This window comes from Pseudoxanthomonas suwonensis (assembly GCF_000972865.1).
GTDB classification, from domain to species: Bacteria; Pseudomonadota; Gammaproteobacteria; order Xanthomonadales; family Xanthomonadaceae; genus Pseudoxanthomonas; species Pseudoxanthomonas suwonensis_B.
In genome coordinates this window covers 3,300,785-3,320,007 of sequence record NZ_CP011144.1, presented here as the reverse complement: position 1 = coordinate 3,320,007, position 19,223 = coordinate 3,300,785, and the positions used below count along the sequence as shown (strand labels likewise).

The 19,223-nt window shown below is 70.0% G+C and carries 14 protein-coding genes and 1 tRNA gene; 4 read left to right on the top strand and 11 right to left on the bottom strand.

From position 1 onward, the window contains the following. Window positions 1-320 precede the first annotated feature (320 nt). Window positions 321-569: a tyrosine-type recombinase/integrase gene (locus tag WQ53_RS13700; RefSeq protein ID WP_236685865.1), complete on the top strand. Its 249-nt coding sequence runs from the start codon at window positions 321-323 to the stop codon at window positions 567-569. 81 nt (window positions 570-650) lie between these two features. Here WQ53_RS13700 and WQ53_RS13695 read toward each other — a convergent pair. The 9 genes from WQ53_RS13695 to thrS all read right to left on the bottom strand — a co-directional run bounded on the left by WQ53_RS13695 (window position 651) and on the right by thrS (window position 8,536). Continuing rightward, a tRNA-Pro gene (locus tag WQ53_RS13695) sits at window positions 651-727 on the bottom strand. 73 nt (window positions 728-800) lie between these two features. Further along, on the bottom strand, window positions 801-1,157 hold the full coding sequence (locus WQ53_RS13690) for a MerR family transcriptional regulator (protein WP_028916088.1): 357 nt from the start codon (window positions 1,155-1,157) through the stop codon (window positions 801-803). Next, window positions 1,150-1,455 (bottom strand): integration host factor subunit alpha, encoded by a 306-nt coding sequence (locus WQ53_RS13685; protein WP_052633272.1) that lies wholly within the window; start codon window positions 1,453-1,455, stop codon window positions 1,150-1,152. The genes WQ53_RS13690 and WQ53_RS13685 overlap by 8 nt, the downstream gene beginning before the upstream one ends. Before the next feature lie 17 nt (window positions 1,456-1,472). Further along, the gene (gene pheT, locus WQ53_RS13680) at window positions 1,473-3,917 is read right to left on the bottom strand and encodes a phenylalanine--tRNA ligase subunit beta (protein WP_052633271.1); all 2,445 of its coding nucleotides are present in this window, start codon (window positions 3,915-3,917) and stop codon (window positions 1,473-1,475) included. A gap of 63 nt (window positions 3,918-3,980) precedes the next feature. Beyond that, window positions 3,981-4,991: a phenylalanine--tRNA ligase subunit alpha gene (pheS, locus tag WQ53_RS13675; RefSeq protein ID WP_052633270.1), complete on the bottom strand. Its 1,011-nt coding sequence runs from the start codon at window positions 4,989-4,991 to the stop codon at window positions 3,981-3,983. Window positions 4,992-5,100: 109 nt separating this feature from the next. Then, window positions 5,101-5,460 carry a 50S ribosomal protein L20 gene (gene rplT / locus WQ53_RS13670; protein WP_024868244.1) on the bottom strand — a complete coding sequence of 120 codons (360 nt, stop codon included), beginning with the start codon at window positions 5,458-5,460 and terminating at the stop codon, window positions 5,101-5,103. 13 nt (window positions 5,461-5,473) lie between these two features. Further along, window positions 5,474-5,671: a 50S ribosomal protein L35 gene (gene rpmI / locus WQ53_RS13665; RefSeq protein WP_024868243.1), complete on the bottom strand. Its 198-nt coding sequence runs from the start codon at window positions 5,669-5,671 to the stop codon at window positions 5,474-5,476. A gap of 378 nt (window positions 5,672-6,049) precedes the next feature. Next, window positions 6,050-6,571, bottom strand: a complete 522-nt coding sequence (infC, locus tag WQ53_RS13660) for a translation initiation factor IF-3 (protein ID WP_082113041.1) — start codon at window positions 6,569-6,571, stop codon at window positions 6,050-6,052. Between the two features lie 60 nt (window positions 6,572-6,631). Further along, window positions 6,632-8,536, bottom strand: coding sequence for a threonine--tRNA ligase (gene thrS, locus WQ53_RS13655; RefSeq protein WP_052633269.1), 1,905 nt, complete (start codon window positions 8,534-8,536; stop codon window positions 6,632-6,634). A gap of 350 nt (window positions 8,537-8,886) precedes the next feature. On the opposite strand from thrS, the gene WQ53_RS13650 reads away from it, so the two are divergent. Then, window positions 8,887-9,918: a LacI family DNA-binding transcriptional regulator gene (locus WQ53_RS13650; RefSeq protein ID WP_052633268.1), complete on the top strand. Its 1,032-nt coding sequence runs from the start codon at window positions 8,887-8,889 to the stop codon at window positions 9,916-9,918. 591 nt (window positions 9,919-10,509) lie between these two features. Here the strand turns inward: WQ53_RS13650 and WQ53_RS13645 are convergent. Further along, window positions 10,510-12,150, bottom strand: a complete 1,641-nt coding sequence (locus tag WQ53_RS13645; protein WP_052633267.1) for an alpha-amylase family glycosyl hydrolase — start codon at window positions 12,148-12,150, stop codon at window positions 10,510-10,512. After that, window positions 12,147-13,631 (bottom strand): MFS transporter, encoded by a 1,485-nt coding sequence (locus WQ53_RS13640; protein ID WP_052633266.1) that lies wholly within the window; start codon window positions 13,629-13,631, stop codon window positions 12,147-12,149. Before WQ53_RS13640 ends, WQ53_RS13645 begins: the two co-directional genes overlap by 4 nt. Before the next feature lie 408 nt (window positions 13,632-14,039). Here WQ53_RS13640 and WQ53_RS13635 point away from each other — a divergent pair, with 408 nt between their 5' ends. Together WQ53_RS13635 and WQ53_RS13630 are read left to right on the top strand one after the other, a co-directional pair. Then, window positions 14,040-16,835, top strand: a complete 2,796-nt coding sequence (locus tag WQ53_RS13635; protein WP_082113145.1) for an alpha-1,6-glucosidase domain-containing protein — start codon at window positions 14,040-14,042, stop codon at window positions 16,833-16,835. A gap of 8 nt (window positions 16,836-16,843) precedes the next feature. After that, window positions 16,844-18,916, top strand: a complete 2,073-nt coding sequence (locus WQ53_RS13630) for a glycoside hydrolase family 97 protein (RefSeq protein ID WP_052634097.1) — start codon at window positions 16,844-16,846, stop codon at window positions 18,914-18,916. Window positions 18,917-19,223 lie beyond the last annotated feature (307 nt).

Below are 19,223 nucleotides of genomic sequence, written 5' to 3'. Positions count from 1 at the left end.
CAGATTTTTCCTACCCCATACCACCCCGCTTCTTCCGGATGACTTCTTGGTCGCCCTAGCCCACCTCGCCACGATGGCCGACCCGGACGCCCTGACGGCCGCCTACATGGCCGGCGCAGAACGTGCGCGGACAGAGATGCAGGCCAAGATCGACAGGCTGCGGAGCGCTACCGGTGGCTCACCGCCATGAACGACGGCACGATTGTGGCGTTCGAGGTGGACCGAAATGGATGTCCGATCCCAGGCACGTCCTTAGTAGGAGGCCTGCTCGACGCCACGATCGACGCGGCCAGGAGGGCCGCACGCACCACACGCAGGTGATGCCCGACAAGCTCACCTGCGAGTTCAAGGTCGCGCGCGAGGCCGCGAAGATGGAGGGCGACAAGCCGCCAACCTTCCATGAGGTCCGCAGCCTTGGCGGTGCGATGCTGATGCAGGAGAAGGGCTGGACCCTGAAGCAGGTGCAGGAACTGATGGGCCACGCCAGTGAGGCGATGACCGAGAACTATCTGGAGGGCCACGACATCCCGTGGCAGGAGGTCACCCCAGGCCTTTCTCTGCCTGCATAGGGTGAGAATAGGGTGCTGATAGGGTGATATACGAAAAAGGCTCACACCGTATGGCGTAAGCCTTTGCCGTAAAAGGGAATTTGGTCGGGGTAGCCGGATTCGAACCGACGACCACCAGTCCCCCAGACTGGTGCGCTACCAGGCTGCGCTATACCCCGAGGTAGCTTTCCGCCAGAGGCGGGCCGGCGATTATACCGGTTTGGCCTCGCCCGCGGCGAGGCCGGCGTGTCCTCAGCGCCGCAGCAGCTGCAGCACTTCCTCCAGTTCCATGCGCACCTGGCGCACGATCTGGCTGCTCAGCGCCGACTCCTGCTTGGCGCCCTCGCCTTCCAGGCGCAGCCGCGCGCCGCCGATGGTATAGCCCTGCTCGTACAGCAGGCCGCGGATCTGGCGGACCATCAGCACGTCGTGGCGCTGGTAGTAGCGGCGGTTGCCACGGCGCTTGACCGGGCTCAGGCTGGGGAACTCGGTCTCCCAGTAGCGCAGCACGTGCGGCTTCACGTCGCACAGCTCGCTGACCTCGCCGATGGTGAAGTAGCGCTTGGCCGGGATCGGCGGGAGCTCGCGGTTGCTGCCGGGATCAAGCATGCGGTTCGGCTCCCGAATACGCCTCCACCCGCTCCTTCAGCTTCTGCCCGGGGCGGAAGGTGACCACGGTGCGCGCCGAGATCGGGATCTCCTCGCCGGTCTTCGGGTTGCGCCCGGGGCGCTGGTTCTTGCGGCGCAGGTCGAAATTGCCGAAACCCGACAGCTTCACCTGCCGCCCGCCCTGCAGCGCCTCGCGCAGCACGTCGAAGAACGCGTCGACGAATTCCTTCGCCTCGCGCTTGTTCAGGCCGACTTCGTCGAACAGACGTTCGGCCATCTCCGCCTTGGTCAATGCCATCCGGTACTTCCCCTGTGTCAGCCGCGGATCCGGGCGCCGTGGTGGCGACCCAGTTCGGCCACCACCCGTTCCACCACCGCATCCGCGTCCTGGTCGGTCAGAGTGCGCGCGTTGTCCTGCAAAATCAAGCCCATAGCCAGACTCTTGCATCCGGATTCAACACCCGGGCCCTGGTAGCGGTCGAACAGCAGCAGGTCGCGCAGGACCGGGCCGGCGGCGGCGCGGGCGCTGGCGGCCAGGGCCGCCCAGGCGACATCCATGCCGACCACGAAGGCCAGGTCGCGGCGCACGGCCGGGAAGCGCGACAGCGCCTCGGCGCGCGGCAGGGCGCGCCGTTCCAGCGGCGCCAGGTCCAGTTCGAAGGCGACCACGTCCACGTCCAGGTCCAGCGCCTTCTGCAGGCGCGGGTGCAGCTGGCCGATCCAGCCGATCCGGACCGGCCCGCCTTCCAGGTCGATGCGGTGCACGTCGGCGCTGCGGCCCGGATGGCCGAACGGCTCGGCCGAGGCGCGGAACTCCAGGATCGCGCCCGCGGCGGCGGCCAGCGACTCCAGGTCGCCCTTGATGTCGTGGAAGTCGACCCTGCGCGTGGCCTCGCCCCACTGCTCGGCATGGGCATCGCCGCAGGCGACCGCCGCGATCCGGCGGGTCTCGACCGGTGCCGGGTCGGGACCGCCCGGCGCGCGCTGCGCCGGATCGGCTTCGGCGAAGGTGCGGCCCAGTTCGAACAGGCGCACCCGGCCGGCCTGGCGGGCGGCGTTGCGCGCCAGCGCATCGACCAGCCCGGGCAGCAGCCGCGGCCGCATCACCGCCAGTTCGGCGCTGAGCGGATTGGCCAGCGGCACGGTGCCGGCGGCGCTGTGCCACTTGTCCAGCAGCGCGGTCTCGACGAAGGCGAAGCCGATCGCTTCCAGGTAGTCGCGCGCGACCAGCTGGCGGCGGATGTCGGTCTCGGCCAGACGGATCTCGCTGGGCGCGGCGATCCGCGCCGGGCCGCCGGGGACGGTGGTCGGCACGCGGTCGTAGCCGTGGATGCGCGCCAGCTCCTCGATCAGGTCTTCCTCGATCGCGATGTCGAAGCGGCGACTGGGCGGGGTCACCTGCCAGCCGTCGGCGGCGGCGGCGACCTGCATGCCCAGCGCGCGCAGGATCCGCTCGATCTCGGCGTCGGCGATCTCGATGCCGAGCACGCGGGCCACGCGCGCGCGGCGCAGGCCGATCGCGGTCGGCCGCGGCAAGTGTTCGGCCAGCGCGGCCTCGGTGAGCGGGCCGGGGACGCCGCCGGCGACGTCCAGGATCAGGCGGGTGGCGTACTCGACCGCCATGCGCGGCAGCTCAGGGTCCACACCGCGCTCGAAGCGGTGACCGGCATCGGTATGCAGGCCGAGCCGGCGGCTGCGGCCGATGATCGCCGACGGGATCCAGTGCGCGGCTTCGAGGAACACGTTGCGGGTGGCGTCGCCGACCTTGGTGTCCTCGCCACCCATGATCCCGCCCAGCGCGACCGCGCGCGCGGCGCGGCCCCCGCGGCTGTCGGAGACCACCAGGAATTCGCCGTCCAGCACCGCCTCGCGGCCGTCGAGCAGCTTCAGCCGCTCGTCCGCGCGTGCAGGACGCACCACGACCGGGGCTTCCAGCTTGTCGCGGTCGAAGGCGTGCATCGGCTGGCCGAGTTCCAGCATCACGTACTGGGTCACGTCGACCAGGAAGCTGATCGGGCGCACGCCGGCGCGGCGCAGCCGCTCGGCCATCCACACCGGCGTGGGCGCGGTCGCGTCCACGCCCTCGATCACCCGACCGGCGAAGCGCGGCACGCGTTCGCCCGCCTCCAGCGCCACCTCCATCGCCGCCGCGCCCTGCGCCGGCACCGGCGCCACGTCCAGCGGCACGACCTCGCTGGCCAGCGCGGCGGCCACGTCGTAGGCGATGCCGCGCACGCTGAAGCAGTCGGCGCGGTTGGGGGTCAGCTTGATCTCGATGCTGGCGTCGGGCAGGCCGAGGTAGTCGGCCAGCTGCGCGCCGACCGGCGCGTCGGCCGGCAGCTCGAGCAGGCCGGAGGCGTCGGCATCCAGGCCCAGTTCCCTGGCCGAGCAGAGCATGCCGTTCGACTCCACGCCGCGCAGCTTGGCCGCCTTGATCGCGATGCCGCCGACGCTCGAGCCGACCATGGCCAGCGGCGCGACCAGGCCCGGGCGCGCGTTGGGCGCGCCGCAGACGATCTGCAGGTATCTGTCAGGAGCGGGCGCGTCGCCGCCGACGTCGACCTGGCAGACCTGCAGGCGGTCGGCCTCCGGATGCCTGGCCGCCTCGACGATGCGCGCGACGACGACCCCGGTGAGACCGTCGCCCAACGCAGTCACTTCCTCGACCTCCAGGCCGATCGCGGTCAGCGTGGCGGCCAGCCCGTCACGGTTGGCCGAGGTGGGCACGTGGCTGCGCAGCCAGTTCTCGGAGAATTTCATCTTGATCGTGGTCCGTGGGGCGGGACCGGGCCCGCCGTGAATGACGAAGGAGGAGCGGCGGCCTCAGGCGAACTGGCGCAGGAAGCGCACGTCGTTCTCGAAGAAGGCGCGCAGGTCGTTGACCCCGTAGCGCAGCATGGCGAAGCGCTCCACGCCCAGGCCGAAGGCGAAGCCGGTGTAGCGCTCCGGGTCGATGCCGCAGTTGCGCAGCACGTTCGGGTGGACCATGCCGCAGCCAAGCACTTCCAGCCAGCGCACGCTGCCGTCGGGCTGCTGCCAGGCGATGTCGACCTCCGCGCCCGGCTCCACGAACGGGAAGTAGCTGGGGCGGAAACGCATCTGGAAGTCGCGCTCGAAGAACGCGCGCACGAACTCGGCCAGGGTGCCCTTGAGGTCGGCGAAGGTGGCGTGCTCGTCGACCAGCAGGCCCTCGACCTGGTGGAACATCGGCGAATGGGTCTGGTCGGAGTCCGAACGGTAGACCTTGCCGGCGGCGATCATCCGCAGCGGCGGTGCGTGTTCGTCCATGTAACGCACCTGCACCCCGGAGGTGTGGGTGCGCAGCAGCCGCGCCACGCCGCTGGCGTCGGGCGGGAAGTAGAAGGTGTCGTGCATGGCGCGCGCCGGGTGGTGCGGCGGGAAGTTCAGCGCCTCGAAGTTGTGCCAGTCGTCCTCGATCTCCGGGCCGTCGGCCAGCTCGTAGCCCAGGCGGCCGAAGATCTCGGCGATCCGCTCCAGCGTGCGCGAGACCGGGTGGATGCCGCCGCGCTGCGCGTTGCGGCCCGGCAGGGTCACGTCGATGCTCTCGCCGGCCAGGCGCGCGTCGAGCGCGGCCTCCTCCAGCACCGCCTTGCGCCCGGCCAGCGCCTGCCCGACCTGGTCGCGCACGCGGTTGATCGCCTCGCCGGCCGCCTTGCGCTCCTCGGCCGGCAGCGCGCCGAGTTGCTTGAGCTGGGCGGTGATGCTGCCGTGCTTGCCGAGCAGGCCCACGCGCAGCGCTTCCAGCGCGTCGGGGGCCTGCGCTGCGGCGATGTCGGCCAGCGCCTGCGCGGCCAGGGATTCGATTTCGCTCATGGGAATCAGGATTCCGGCTTTCGGAAAAACAAATGGGGAAGGACTCGCGCCCTTCCCCACGTGTCGGACGGCGAACCGTCCAGTGCCACTTTTACGGTGGAGAGGCGGCTCAGGCCGCCAGGGCGCTCTTCGCCTTCTCGGCCAGCGCCGTAAACCCGGCCGCGTCGTGCACGGCGATGTCCGCCAGCACCTTGCGGTCCAGGGTGATGCCAGCCTTCAGCAGGCCGTTCATGAAACGGCTGTAGCTCAGGCCGTTGCTGCGGGCAGCCGCGTTGATGCGGGTGATCCACAGCGAGCGGAAATTGCGCTTCTTCTGCTTGCGGCCGATGTAGGCGTACTGCTGCGCCTTGATGACCGCCTGCTTGGCGACGCGGAAAACCTTGCGGCGGGCGTTGTAGTAGCCCTTGGCGAGGTTGAGGACCTTCTTGTGACGGCGGCGCGCCTGGACGCCACGCTTGACTCGTGCCATGACCTAGTCCTCCTCAGAGATACGGCAGCATGCGGGTCAGACGGCCCGCATCCTCGGCACGGACGTGGTTCGTCTGCCGCAGGTTGCGCTTCCGCTTGGTCGCTTTCTTGGTGAGGATGTGGCTACGGTTGGCGTGGCCGGCCTTGAACTTGCCGGAGGCGGTCTTGCGGAATCGCTTGGCCGCCGCCCGGTTGGTCTTGATCTTGGGCATTGCAATGTCCTTGATGGGATCTGTCACTGGCGCGGGCGGTGGCCTTCCAGGCTTCGCAAAGCCCTGAACCACGCTTTCCATCCTTGCCCACACCGGTCGGTAAGCCTTTGATTCCATGAAGGAATCCAGGCGGGTCCTGCGGCTGTTGCCAGCCACCCCGGCGAACCGGAGCCGCGCATTATGCCCGGTGGCGGTTTGCCTTGCAAATCAGCGGGTTCCGGAGCGGAAAGCGGACGGGCGCCGGTGGCGCGCGCCTCCCCTTCACTCCAGTTAAAAAGCGAAGGGCGCCTGCGGCGCCCTTCCCCCTCTCCCTTTAGCCCTCTCCCCCGCGAGCGAAGGAGAGGGGAACGGGTGGCCTTCCGCGCCTGAGCGCGGAAGTCATTTCTTCTTGGGGGCGATCATCATCACCATCTGCCGGCCTTCCAGGCGCGGGCGCGACTCGATGACGATGTCCTCGCCCAAGTCGGCCTCGATCCGCGCGGCCATCTGCCGGCCCAGCTCCTGGTGGCTCATCTCGCGGCCACGGAAGCGGATGTTGACCTTGACCTTGTCGCCCTCCTCCAGGAAGCGGCGCATGTTGCGCAGCTTGATCTGGTAGTCGCCCTCGTCGGTCACCGGGCGGAACTTCAGCTCCTTGATCTCGACCTGCTTGGTCTTCTTCTTGGCCTCGTTCGCCTTCTTCTGCTGCTCGAAGCGGAACTTGCCGAAGTCCATGATCTTGCAGACCGGCGGATCGGCATTGGGCTGGATTTCGACCAGATCGAGACCTTCGTCCTCTGCCATGCGCAGCGCTTCGTCGCGCGACAGGACGCCGATCATCTCGCCATCGGACCCGATCACGCGCACGCGCGGGACCCGGATCTCCTGGTTCTTTCGGTTTTGCTTTTCGGGGGTGCTGATGTTTCAGTCTCCGGGGGTGGTCTGGGCGGCGCGCCGGCGGGGCCGGCCGCGCCATCTGGTTTACGCCAATTCTTGCGAACGCAGCGTTTCGGCGAACGCGGACACCGCCATTGTGCCCAAATCTTCCCCGGAACGCGTGCGCACCGCCACGGCGCCGTTGTCCTTCTCGCGGTCCCCGACCACCAGCAGGTACGGCACCCGCTGCAGCGTGTGCTCGCGGATCTTAAAGCCGATCTTCTCGTTGCGCAAATCCGCCTCGACCCGGAATCCTTGATTTGCAAGGGTTTTCTGGACCTCGGCCACGTATTCAGCCTGGGCGTCGGTGATGTTCAGGACCACCGCCTGGACCGGGGACAGCCAGGCCGGGAAGGACCCGGCGTGGTGCTCGATCAGGATGCCGATGAACCGCTCCATCGACCCGACGATGGCCCGGTGCAGCATGACCGGGTGCCGGCGCTGGCTGTTCTCGTCCACGTACTCGGCGCCCAGCCGGCCGGGCATCATGAAATCGACCTGCATGGTGCCCAGCTGCCAGGTCCGGCCAATGGCGTCCTTGAGGTGGTACTCGATCTTGGGGCCGTAGAAGGCGCCCTCCCCCGGCAGTTCCTGCCACTCCACCCCGGAGGCGCGCAGCGCCGAGCGCAGCGCGTCCTCGGCCTTGTCCCAGGTGGCGTCGTCGCCCAGGCGCGAGTCCGGGCGCAGGGCGATCTTGATCTGGATGTCTTCGAAGCCGAAGTCGGCGTAGACCTTCAGCGCCTGCTCGTGGAAGGCGCGGACCTCGGCCTCGACCTGGTCCTCGGTGCAGAAGATGTGGCCGTCGTCCTGGGTGAAGCCGCGCACGCGCAGGATGCCGTGCAGCGCGCCGGAGGGCTCGTTGCGGTGGCAGGCGCCGAACTCGCCGTAGCGGATCGGCAGGTCGCGGTAGCTGTGCAGGCCCTGGTTGAACACCTGGACGTGGCCCGGGCAGTTCATCGGCTTGACCGCGTAGGTGCGCTTCTCCGACTCGGTGAAGAACATGTTGTCCTTGTAGTTGTCCCAGTGGCCGGACTTCTGCCACAGCGACACGTCCAGGATCTGCGGGCAGCGCACTTCGCCGTAGCCGGTCTGGCGGTACACGCGGCGCATGTACTGCTCCACCACCTGCCACACCGACCAGCCCTTGGGGTGCCAGAACACCAGGCCCGGGGCTTCTTCCTGCAGGTGGAACAGGTTCTGCTGCTTGCCGATGCGGCGGTGGTCGCGCTTCTCGGCCTCCTCGATCCGCTGGATGTAGGCCTTGAGCTGCTTCTCGTCGGCCCAGGCGGTGCCGTAGATGCGCTGCAGCTGCTCGTTCTTGGCGTCGCCACGCCAGTAGGCGCCGGAGATCCGGGTCAGCTTGAACGCCTTGAGGAAGCGGGTGTTGGGCACGTGCGGGCCGCGGCACATGTCCACGTATTCCTGGTGGTAGTACAGGCCCATCGCGGTGACGTCGTCGGCCATGTCCTCGACCAGGCGCAGCTTGTAGTCCTCGCCGCGGGCCTTGAACACCTCCACCACCTCGGCACGCGGGGTCATCTTCTTGACCACGTCGTAATCCTGGGCGATCAGTTCGCGCATGCGCGCCTCGATCGCGGCCAGGTCCTCGGGCGTGAACGGGCGCTCGCTGTGGATGTCGTAGTAGAACCCTTCCGCGATCACCGGGCCGATCACCATCTTCGCGTCCGGGTACAGCTGCTTGACCGCGTGGCCGACCAGGTGCGCGCAGGAGTGGCGGATGATCTCCACGCCCTCCTCGTCCTTGGGCGTGATGATGCGCAGGGTCGCGTCGTGGTCGATGACGTCGCTGGCATCGACCAGGCGGCCATCGACCTGGCCGGCAACGGTGGCCTTGGCCAAGCCCGCGCCGATCGACTGGGCGACCTGCAGGACCGAAACGGGGGCGTCGAATTCGCGGCGACTGCCGTCGGGGAGGGTGATCGTGATCATGGGAACCGGAGGTCTCTGTCGCGCCCGGCCGAAGCCTGCGCTGTTGCATTGAAAAGTCCGGCCATGGATGGCCGGGCTCTTGCCCACGGACGGGCAAAAAGAAAGCGCCTCGAGGGCGCCAGCTGGAATCGTGGAGCCTCGGCGGCGTTCAGCGGTGGGCGGTGGTAGTGCTCATGTCGCACGCTCGGCCGGCGCTGCCGCGGGCCATCCTGCGGTTCGGGCTCGCCGGCACCATGCCGGCGGCGATGCGGGGATTCTAGCCCAGCCGGCCGGCCAAGGCACGGGCGCGCGGCGGCGGCGTGGCATCATGCCCGCAGGCACCACGCATTGCGGCCCGGAGGGGGCCCGGCATGACCATCAAGGGCAAGGCCACTTCGCTGGACATCGCCCACCTGGCCGGGGTTTCCCAGCCGACGGTGTCGCGTGCCCTGCGCGGCAGCCCCTCGGTCAACCCGGAGACCCGGCGCCGGATCCTGGCCATCGCCCGCGAGCTCAACTACAAGGTCGACAAGAACGCCTCCAACCTGCGCTGCCAGCAGTCCGGCACCCTGGCCCTGCTGTTCTTCGAGGACCCGACCCCGGACGACTCGCTGATCAACCCGTTCTTCCACTCGATGCTGGGCTCGATCACCCGCGCCTGCGCGCTGCGCGGCTACGACCTGCTGGTCTCGTTCCAGCAGCTGTCCAACAACTGGCATGCCGACTTCGAGGACAGCCACAAGGCCGACGGATTGATCCTGCTCGGCTACGGCGACTATCTGGAATCGGAGTCCAAGCTGCAGCGCCTGGTCGAACAGGGCACCCACTTCGTGCGCTGGGGCGCGGCGCTGCCGGGCGAGCCGGGCGTCTCCATCGGCTGCGACAACTTCCAGGGCGGCCACGACATCACCGCACACCTGCTGGCGCAGGGCCGGCGCCGGATCGCCTTCCTCGGCCACGCATCGGACCACTACCCGGAATTCTTCGAGCGCTACCGGGGCTACGCGCAGGCGCTGCGCGAGGCGGGACTGGAACCGGACCCGGCACTGCAGGTCGATGCGATCACCACCGAGCAATCCGGCCACGTGGCCGCCGCCGCGCTGCTGGATGCCGGCGCCGGCTTCGACGCCCTGTTCGCGGCCAGCGACCTGATCGCCCTGGGCGCGCTGAACTCCCTGCGCGAGCACGGCCTGCGCGTGCCCGAGGACGTGGCAGTGGCGGGTTTCGACGACATCGCCATGGCCAGCTTCGTCCAGCCGGGCCTGTCGACCGTGCAGCAGGACACCAAGCAGGCCGGGGAAGTGCTGGTGGACAGCCTGATCCGGCTGATCCAGGGCGAGCCGGTGGAGCCCCGGACCCTGCCGGTGCGGCTGGTGCTGCGGGGGTCGTCGGCCGCCGGGTGATGCGCCTGCCGGGGGACAGAAGCAGAAGCACCGCAGCTTCGGCCGGGGGCCGTCGTCCCATCGGGCGGCTTCCACGTCGTGGTTTCTGTTGGCTGGCATAGAAGCACCAGGCTCCGAAAGGTCCCTTGGCTCCCGCGACAGGAGCCCGTCGTGCGGGCGTCGAACAGCGGAGGACGCTGCCTGTGCCGACGGCGTCGGGTCGCCGGCTGAACCCGGCTCCTACAACAGCTGTGCCGCCGCCGCTCTCCTGTAGGAGCTGACTTCAGTCGGCGACACGGGCGTCGGAATCATGAAGGCGATGCCTGGGCCGACGGCGTCGCGTCGCGGGCAAGCCCGGCTCCTACACAAGAGCAGGTCGTCGGGCGACGAATGGAGCCGGGCAGGGCGTTGGCGATGACGAAGCCACGACCCCAAAGCGCCCCGAAGACGTGGCAGGCCGGGTGTGTTGCGGCAGCGGCCATGGATGGCCGCGTCGGCGAGTCGGCACACGGATGTGCCGCCGAGACGACCGCAACACACCCGGCCTGCCGCGGCTCAGACCGAAGCCGACCACGCCCAACGCTCTTGCCGTCGCCGTTGCGGTCGCTGGCGTCAGTACATCAGTTCCGCCAGCCGTTCGCGCAGGTCGGCGCGGGTCAGCGCACCATCGAAGAAGAACACGCGCACACCGTGCGCCGGCACCTCGGCGCGCAGCTTGCGGCCGACCTGGATCGGCTCGCCGCTGAAACCGTCGCGCCAGCGGCCCGGCTGCAGGTACTTCGACACCGTCATCGTATGCGGCCGGTCGCCCTTGTTCAGCAGCACCAGCGCGGTCTGGCGGGTGCCGCCGTGCTGGTAGACGCGGTAGAACGCGGCGTGGTCGCCGGCCAATTCCACGTTCACCTGCAGCCCGCGCTGCAATGCGGGCGATTCGCGGCGCAGGTGCGCGATCCGCTTGAGCTGGCGGTGGATGTCGCTGCCCGGCGCGGCGTCGATCCGCTTCTGACCGAAGTAGGCGCGGTTGCCGCCGTGCTCGGCCTGGCCGCGCATGAAGCCGGTCTCCGAGCCGTAATAGACCACCGGGATGCCGCGCACGGTGAACAGCCAGTTGTGCGCGTCGATGAACCCGGTATCGTCCGCGTCCAGCCGGCGCATGTCGTGGTTGTCGTAGAACGTGGCCAGGTCGTAGGGATTGGCGTAGGGACCGTCCTCCAGGTACAGCGTGCCGGCCAGGCGTTCGTAGCCCGCCCGTTCCCGCCCGAACGCGGCGACCATGCCGTCCTTCATCGGGAAATCGAGCACGCTGATGCCGCCGTTCTCCGGCAGGGTGAACGGAGCGATGTTGGCGGCCTCGGTGTCGAAGGCCTCGCCGAACATGTACATGCCCGGGTGCTCGGCGCGGATCCGGTCGGAGAACGCCTTCCAGAACGACAGCGGCTGGTGGCGGATGGTGTCGATGCGCAGCGCGTCCACGCCCTGCCCGATCCAGTGCAGGTAGGCGCCGACCAGGTAGTCCATGACCTCCGGGTTGTCGGCGTCGAGGTCGCTCAGCTGGGCCAGGTCGGGCTTGTCGTTGTAGAACGCGTGCAGCGGGTTGCGCGCCGGATCGAGCTGCTCCGGCGGCAGGTTCTGGTGGTCGGCGACCAGCCGGCCCTGCGCGTCGAACAGCTGGCCGAACTGCGGCTGCGCCACCGGCATGGTCCAGGCCGGCGAACCGTGGTTGCCGACGATGTCCAGCACCGTCTTCAGGCCATGTCCGCGCAGGCCGGCGGTCAGGCCGGCGAAATCCAGGCCGGCGCTGGGCAGGTGCTCGTCCAGGCGGTGGAAGTTCACGCCCCAGTAGCCGTGGTAGCCGGTCTTGCCGCGGTCGGTGAGGAAGCCATCGCAGGTGATCTCGTCGCCACCGGTGAAGGCCTGGTCGGGGTTGTCGACGATCGGGGTGAGCCACACCGCGGTGAAGCCCAGTTCGGCGATGTAGCCGGCGTTGTCGAGCAGGCCGCGGAAGTCGCCACCGAGGTAGCCGACGTTGCCGACCTGCCCCTCGCACGGCGGCAGCGGGATGTCGAAGGTGCGGTGCGCGCCGCCCTGGTCGCGGTGGTCGTTGGCCGGATCGCCGTTGACGAAGCGGTCGGTCAGCACGAAGTAGACCGACTCCTGCGCGAACGGCTCCAGCGTGCCGTAGTAGTCCTCGGCCTGGGCCGTGCCCGCCAGGCCCAGGCCCGCCGCCAGCGCCAGTGAAAGCCTGCGGATCATGCGCGGGCCTCCTTCGCGGCCAGGGTCGGCACCGCCAGTACGCACAGCCCCGCCAGCAGCAGGCTGGCCCCGCCCAGGGCCAGCGCCCACAGCGGCTGGCCGCCGAACAGATGCTTGAGCAGGAAGCCCAGCAAGCTGGCCGCGACCAGCTGCGGGATGACGATGAAGAAGTTGAAGATGCCCATGTACACGCCCATCTTCATCGCCGGCAGGCTGTCGGACAGCATCGCGTAGGGCAGCGACAGGATCGAGGCCCAGGCGAAACCGACGCCGACCATCGACAGCAGCAGCCACTGCGGATCGCGGATCAGCAGGAACGAGAGCAGCCCGGCCGCGCCCAGCCACAGGTTGGCCAGGTGGCTGAAGCGCAGGCCCAGCGCGCGCACCATCCAGGGGATGGCGATGGCGGCCAGCGCGGCGAAGCCGTTGTAGGCGGCGAACAGCACGCCGACCCAGTTGGCGCCCTCGTTGTAGGCGACCGAGGTTGGATCGTCGCTGCCGAAGTGCACGCCGGCCACCGCCGCGGTGGTGTAGATCCACATCGCGAACAGGGCGAACCAGGAGAAGAACTGCACCACCGCCAAGCGGCGCATGGTGCGCGGCATCGCACGCATGTCGGAGACCAGGGTCGGCAGCATGCCGCCGGGCGGCAGCACGCGCGCGAGCAGCAGCAGCGCACCGTAGGCGACGAGCATGCCGGCGAGCACGTACAGCATGCGGTCCCAGCCGCGCGCGGCGATCAGCGCGGCCAGCGCCAGGCCGGCCAGCAGCCAGCCGGCGGCCGCGGCGGGCGCCGCCTCCGCGCGGGCATGCACCGGCCCGTCCGCCGGCTGCGCGTCCTCGAACGAGGCCAGCACCTCCGGCGGGTACTCGCGGGTGCGCAGCACGGTCCAGCCGATCGCGGCGAACAGCACCACGCCGCCGACGTAGAAGGCGTAGCGCACCGTGTCGGGCACCTCGCCCGGCCCGGCGGTATTGGCCACGCCGGCCTTGGCCAGCAGCCACGGCAGCAGGCTGGCGACGATCGCGCCCACGCCGATGAAGAAGCTCTGCATCGCGTAGCCGCCGGCGCGCTGCGATGGCGGCAGCTGGTCGCCGACGAAGGCGCGGAACGGTTCCATCGACACGTTGATCGACGCGTCCAGGATCCACAGGGTGCCGGCCGCGATCCACAGCGCCGGCGAGTTGGGCATCACGAACAGCGCCAGGGTGGCCAGGATCGCGCCGGCGAGGAAGTACGGGCGGCGGCGGCCGAGCCGTGTCCAGGTGCGGTCGGAGAAGTAGCCGACCACCGGCTGCACCAGCAGCCCGGTCAGCGGCGCGGCGATCCACAGGCCCGGCACCAGATCCATGTCCGCGCCCAGGGTCTGGAAGATGCGGCTGACGTTGGCGTTCTGCAGGGCGAACCCGAACTGGATGCCCAGGAAGCCGAAACACATGTTCCATATCTGCCAGAACGACAGACGCGGTCTGCTTTCCATCAAGCGGTTCCCCCCTCCGGGAATCACGGATGCGATGTGCGGCAGCGACGCGCGACGGAAACGACGGCACGACGACGCCGCGGCCATGGTAGAGGCGCGGCGTGACCAGCGCACGGAGAGTGCATACGTATTCATCCGCCCATACCCGGCCGGATCGCATGCGTTGCATGGAATAGTGAATGGCCGCGCCAGGGAAAGCTCCAAGCGACTCGGCTTTTCAAGCCCGTCATTCCCGCGAAATGCTTCACAACAGCCGAACGGCTGGTCTCGCGGGAATCCAGTGACTTCAAGCTGTTGAAAGCCAACGACGCTGGATTCCTGCATTCGCGGGAATGACGGGGCAACGGATCCCTGGCGCGAAGCAACCCACACCCGCAAGCGACATCGATGAAGGCCTGGGAGGGCACGATGCGACATCGGACACGCGGCGGCGGCAGCCGTCGTGATGCAGGCTGCGCCCGCCGCGCGGCGCAATGCTGGCTGGCGGCCCTGTTGCTGCCGGCCTCGGGGTTGGCCGTCGCTACGGCGCACGCCTCCACCCTGCCGACCGGCGCCTGCGACGCCGGCTTCCAAACCGTCCTGGCCGCCGATCCCGGTGCGCCGGCCGAGGCGCGCGCGCTGTGGCTGGACCGGCGCACGCTGCGCTGGCCCGGCGCCGAGGCGACCGCGCGCTATCGCCTGTACCACACTGCGCGCGGCGGCATCCATGCGGTAGCCGGGGAACGCGTCCGAGGCGCCGACGGCGTTGTGGCGCTGCATCCCGCCGCCGCGCCGCTGCCCGAGTCGGTCCTGCAGCGCTTCCACCACGTCGGCGACGGCGCCACGCTGGTCCTGGACCTCGCCGACGATCGCCTGCGGGACCTGCTGACGCAGTCGCTGGTGCTGGTGCGGGAAGACGCCTCCGGGCGCGTGCGCGAAGCCACCGCGCTGCAGCACCCCGGCGCGCTGGACGACCTGTACGCCGCCGCGACCGACGCGCCAGGCCTGGGCGTGCTGCCCTCCCCCGCCGGCACCGCATTCAGCGTATGGGCGCCCACCGCACTGGCGGTCTCGGTCTGCGTCTACGCCGACGACCGCGCGAGCGCGACGCGGCGCGAACCGCTGCGCCTGGATCCGGCCACCGGCCTGTGGTCGGCCACCCTGCCCGGCGACCTGCGCGGCCGCTACTACGACTACCTGGTCGACGTGCACGCGCGCGGCACCGGCCTGGTCCGCAACCGCGTCACCGATCCGTATTCGGTCAGCCTCGGCGCCGATTCGCGGCGCAGCTGGATCGCCGACCTGGACGATCCGGCGCTGAAGCCGGCCGGCTGGGACGCCGCGCCGCGGCCGGCGCCGCTGCGCGCGCAGACCGACATGTCGATCTACGAGCTGCACGTGCGCGACTTCTCGATCGGCGATCCGACGGTCGAGGCCGCGCACCGCGGCAAGTACCTGGCCTTCACCGAAAGCGGCAGCGCCGGCATGGCCCACCTGCGCGCGCTCGCGCAGGCCGGCCTGACCGACCTGCACCTGCTGCCGGTGTACGACTTCGCCAGCGTGCCGGAGTCCGGCTGCGTCACCCCCCAGGTGCCCGACGCCCCGCCCGACAGCCCGCTGCAGCAGGCCGCGGTGATGGCGGTCGCCGAGCGCGACTGTTTCAACTGGGGCTACGACCCGTTCCACTTCAACGCGCCGGAAGGCAGCTACGCCACCGACACGGCCGACGGCGCCGCGCGCGTGCGCGAGTTCCGGGCGATGGTGATGGCGCTGCATGGCCTGGGCCTGCGCGTGGGCATGGACGTGGTCTACAACCACACCTACGCCGCCGGCCAGGACGAGCGCTCGGTGCTGGACCGGATCGTGCCCGGCTACTATCACCGTCTGGACGCGGCCGGGAACGTTGAGCGCAGCACCTGCTGCGAGAACACCGCCACCGAGCACCGGATGATGGCGCGGCTGATGGTCGACTCGGCCGAGCTGTGGGTGCGCCACTACCGGATCGATTCGTTCCGCTTCGACCTGATGGGCCACCAGCCGCGCGCGGCGATGGAAGCGCTGCAGCGCCGGGTCGACGCCGCCGCCGGCCGCCGCGTGCAGCTGATCGGCGAGGGCTGGAACTTCGGCGAGGTCGCCGACGGCGCGCGCTTCGTCCAGGCCTCGCAGCTGTCGCTGGCCGGCAGCGGGATCGGCAGCTTCAGCGACCGTGCGCGCGATGCCCTGCGCGGTGGCGGCCCGGGCGACGGCGGCGCGGACAAGGTCGCGCGGCAGGGCTGGCTCAACGGGCTGGTGTTCGCGCCCAACGCACTGGCCGATCCCGCGCTGGGACGCGACGATCTGCTGCACGCCGCCGACCTGGTCCGGGTCGGGCTGGCCGGCACCCTGCGCGACTACCTGCTGACCACCGCCGACGGCTCGCCGACGCCGCTGCACGCGATCGACTACAACGGCCAGCCGGCCGGCTATGCGAGTGCGCCCGGCGAGGTGGTCAACTACGTCGAGAACCACGACAACGAAACCCTGTTCGACCTCAACGCCTTCCGCCTGCCGTCCGGCACCTCCGCGCACGACCGCGCGCGGGTGCAGGTGCTGGGCATGGCCACCACCGCCTTCAGCCAGGGCGTGGCCTACTACCACGCCGGCATCGACACGCTGCGCTCCAAGTCGATGGACCGCAACAGCTACGACTCCGGCGACTGGTTCAACCGCCTGGACTGGAGCTACCACGACAACTTCTTTGGTACCGGCTTGCCGCCGGCCAGCGGCAACGAGGGCGCCTGGCCGTGGATCGCGCCGCGCCTGGCCGATGCCTCGATCAAGCCCGCGTCCGGAGACATCGCCTTCGCCCGCGACGCGCTGCGCGACCTGTTGCGGATCCGCGCCAGCTCCACGCTGTTCCGCCTGGACGACGCCGGCGAGGTGGCCGCGCGCCTGCGCTTTCCCAATACCGGGCCGGCGCAGAACCCGCTGGTGGTCGCCGGCCACCTCGACGGCCGCGGCCATCCGGGTGCCGGTTTCCGCGAGGTGCTGTACCTGCTCAACACCTCGCCGCAGGCACAGGCGCTGGACCTGCCGTCCGAACGCGGCAAGCGCTACGCGCTGCACCCGGTGCACCTGGCCGCCGGCGCGGCCGACCCGCGGCCGCGCGAACAGGCCCGCTTCGATCCCGCCCGCGGCCACTTCACCGTGCCACCGCGCACCGCCCTGGTCTACGTCCTGGAGTGAGCACCGCCATGAACCATCGACGCCCTGCCCTGCGCTTCCGTGCCTGGCATTCCCTGCTGCCCGCCCTGGTCCTGCTCGCCGCCGCGCTGCCGGCCGGCGCCGAGACGCTGGCCCGCATCGCCTCGCCCCGCGAAGTGCTCACGGTGACCCTGGAATCCCAGCACGAAGGCCGCCTGGCCTACCGGGTCGAGCGCAACGGCGAGCCGGTGATCGCCGCCTCGCGGCTGGGCTTCCTGCTCGGCGACGGCCGCCTGGAGCGCAACCTGGAACTGGTCGGCCAGTCCCGCCGCAGCTTCGACGAGACCTGGGAGCAGCCCTGGGGCGAGCGCCGCCTGACCCGCAACCGCTACAACGAACTGCGCGCCAGCTTCGCCGAGAAGGCCAGCGGCGGCAGGAGCGCCGGCCGCCGCTTCGACGTGGTGTTCCGGGTCTACGACGACGGCGTCGGCTTCCGCTACGAGTTCCCGGAGCAACCGGCCACCGACCAAGTGCGCATCCGCCAGGAGCTGACCGAGTTCGCCGTCGCCCGGCCGGCCACCGCCTGGTGGATCCCCGCCTTCGAGTGGAACCGCGAGGAGTACCTGTACTCGCGCACCGCGCTGTCGGAAGTGGGCGTGGCGCAGACGCCGATCACCCTGCGCACCGACCGCGGCCTGCACCTGTCGATCCACGAGGCCGCGCTGGTCGACTACGCCGGCATGAACCTGGCCCAGGGCGACGGCGGCGTGCTGCGCGCCGCACTCACCCCCGGCGACGACAGCGGCCCGGCGGTAGTGCGCGCCACCCCGTTCGCCACGCCGTGGCGCACGATCCAGGTCGGCGAGCGCGCCGGCGACCTGGCCGAGTCCAGCCTGATCCTCAACCTCAACGAGCCCAACCGGCTTGGCGACGTGTCCTGGTTCAAGCCGGCCAAGTACGTCGGCGTGTGGTGGTCGCTGCACCTGGAGACCGAGACCTGGGGCACCGGACCGAAGCACGGCGCCACCACGGCGAACACGAAGCGCTACATCGACTTCGCCGCCGACAACGGCTTCCGCGGCGTGCTGGTCGAAGGCTGGAACCCGGGCTGGGACGGCGACTGGTTCGCCAACGGCTGGAACTTCGACTTCACCCGCCCGGTGCCGGGCTTCGACCTGGAATGGCTGGCGCAGTACGCCGCCGGCAAGGGCGTGCACCTGGTCGGCCACCACGAGACCGCGTGCGCGGTCAGCCACTACGAGCGGCAGCTGCCGGCGGCGCTGGACCTGTACGCGCGCCACGGCGTGGACGTGGTCAAGACCGGCTACGTCTGCGACGCCGGCGACATCCAGCGCCAGGACCGCGAAGGCGGCCCGGTCGTGCGCGAGTGGCACGAGGGCCAGTGGATGAGCAACCACCACCTGCGCGTGGTCGAGGAAGCGGCGAAGCGGCGGATCGCGGTCAACCCGCACGAGCCGATCAAGGACACCGGCCTGCGCCGTACCTGGCCGAACTGGGTCTCGCGCGAAGGCGCGCGCGGCATGGAATTCAACGCCTGGGCACAGCCGCCGAACCCGCCGGACCACGAGGCCACCCTGGCGTTCACCCGCATGCTGGCCGGGCCGATGGACTTCACCCCCGGCATCGTCAGCCTCAAGGGCCGCGGCGGGCAACAGATCGAAAGCACCCTGGCCAAGCAGCTGGCGCTGTACGTGGTGATCTACAGCCCGATCCAGATGGTGGCCGACCTGCCCGAGCACTACGCCGAGCATCCGGACGCGTTCCGGTTCATCCAGGACGTGGCGGTGGACTGGGAGGAAAGCCGCGTGCTGAACGGCGAGGTCGGCGACTACGTCACCTTCGCGCGCAAGCAACGCGGCGGCGAGGAATGGTTCCTGGGCAGCGTCGGCGACGAGCAGGCGCGCACGCTGCAGGTACCGCTGTCGTTCCTCGATCCGGGCCGCCGCTATCGCGCCGAGATCTACCGCGACGGCGAGCGCGCGCACTGGAAGGACGCGCCGTTCGAATTCGTGCGCGAGACCCGCGAGGTGCGCAGCACCGACACCCTGCCGCTGCGGCTGGCCGCCGGCGGCGGCCAGGCGATCCGCTTCGTGCCTTTGTGAGAGCGGCTTGCCAGCGACGCGGCATCGGGAACATGAGGACGTCGCCTGTGCCGACGGCGTCGGGTCGCCGGCTGAACCCGGCTCCTACAACAGCCATGGCGCGGCCGCTCTTCTGTAGGAGCTGACTTCAGTCGGCGACACGGGCGTCGGGATCACGAGGACGTCGCCTGTGCCGACGGCGTCGGGTCGCCGGCTGAACCCGGCTCCTACAACAGCCGCGGCGCGCCCGCTTCTCTGTAGGAGCTGACTTCAGTCGGCGACACGGGCGTCGGGAAAACGAGGGCGTCGCCTGTGCCAACGGCGTCGC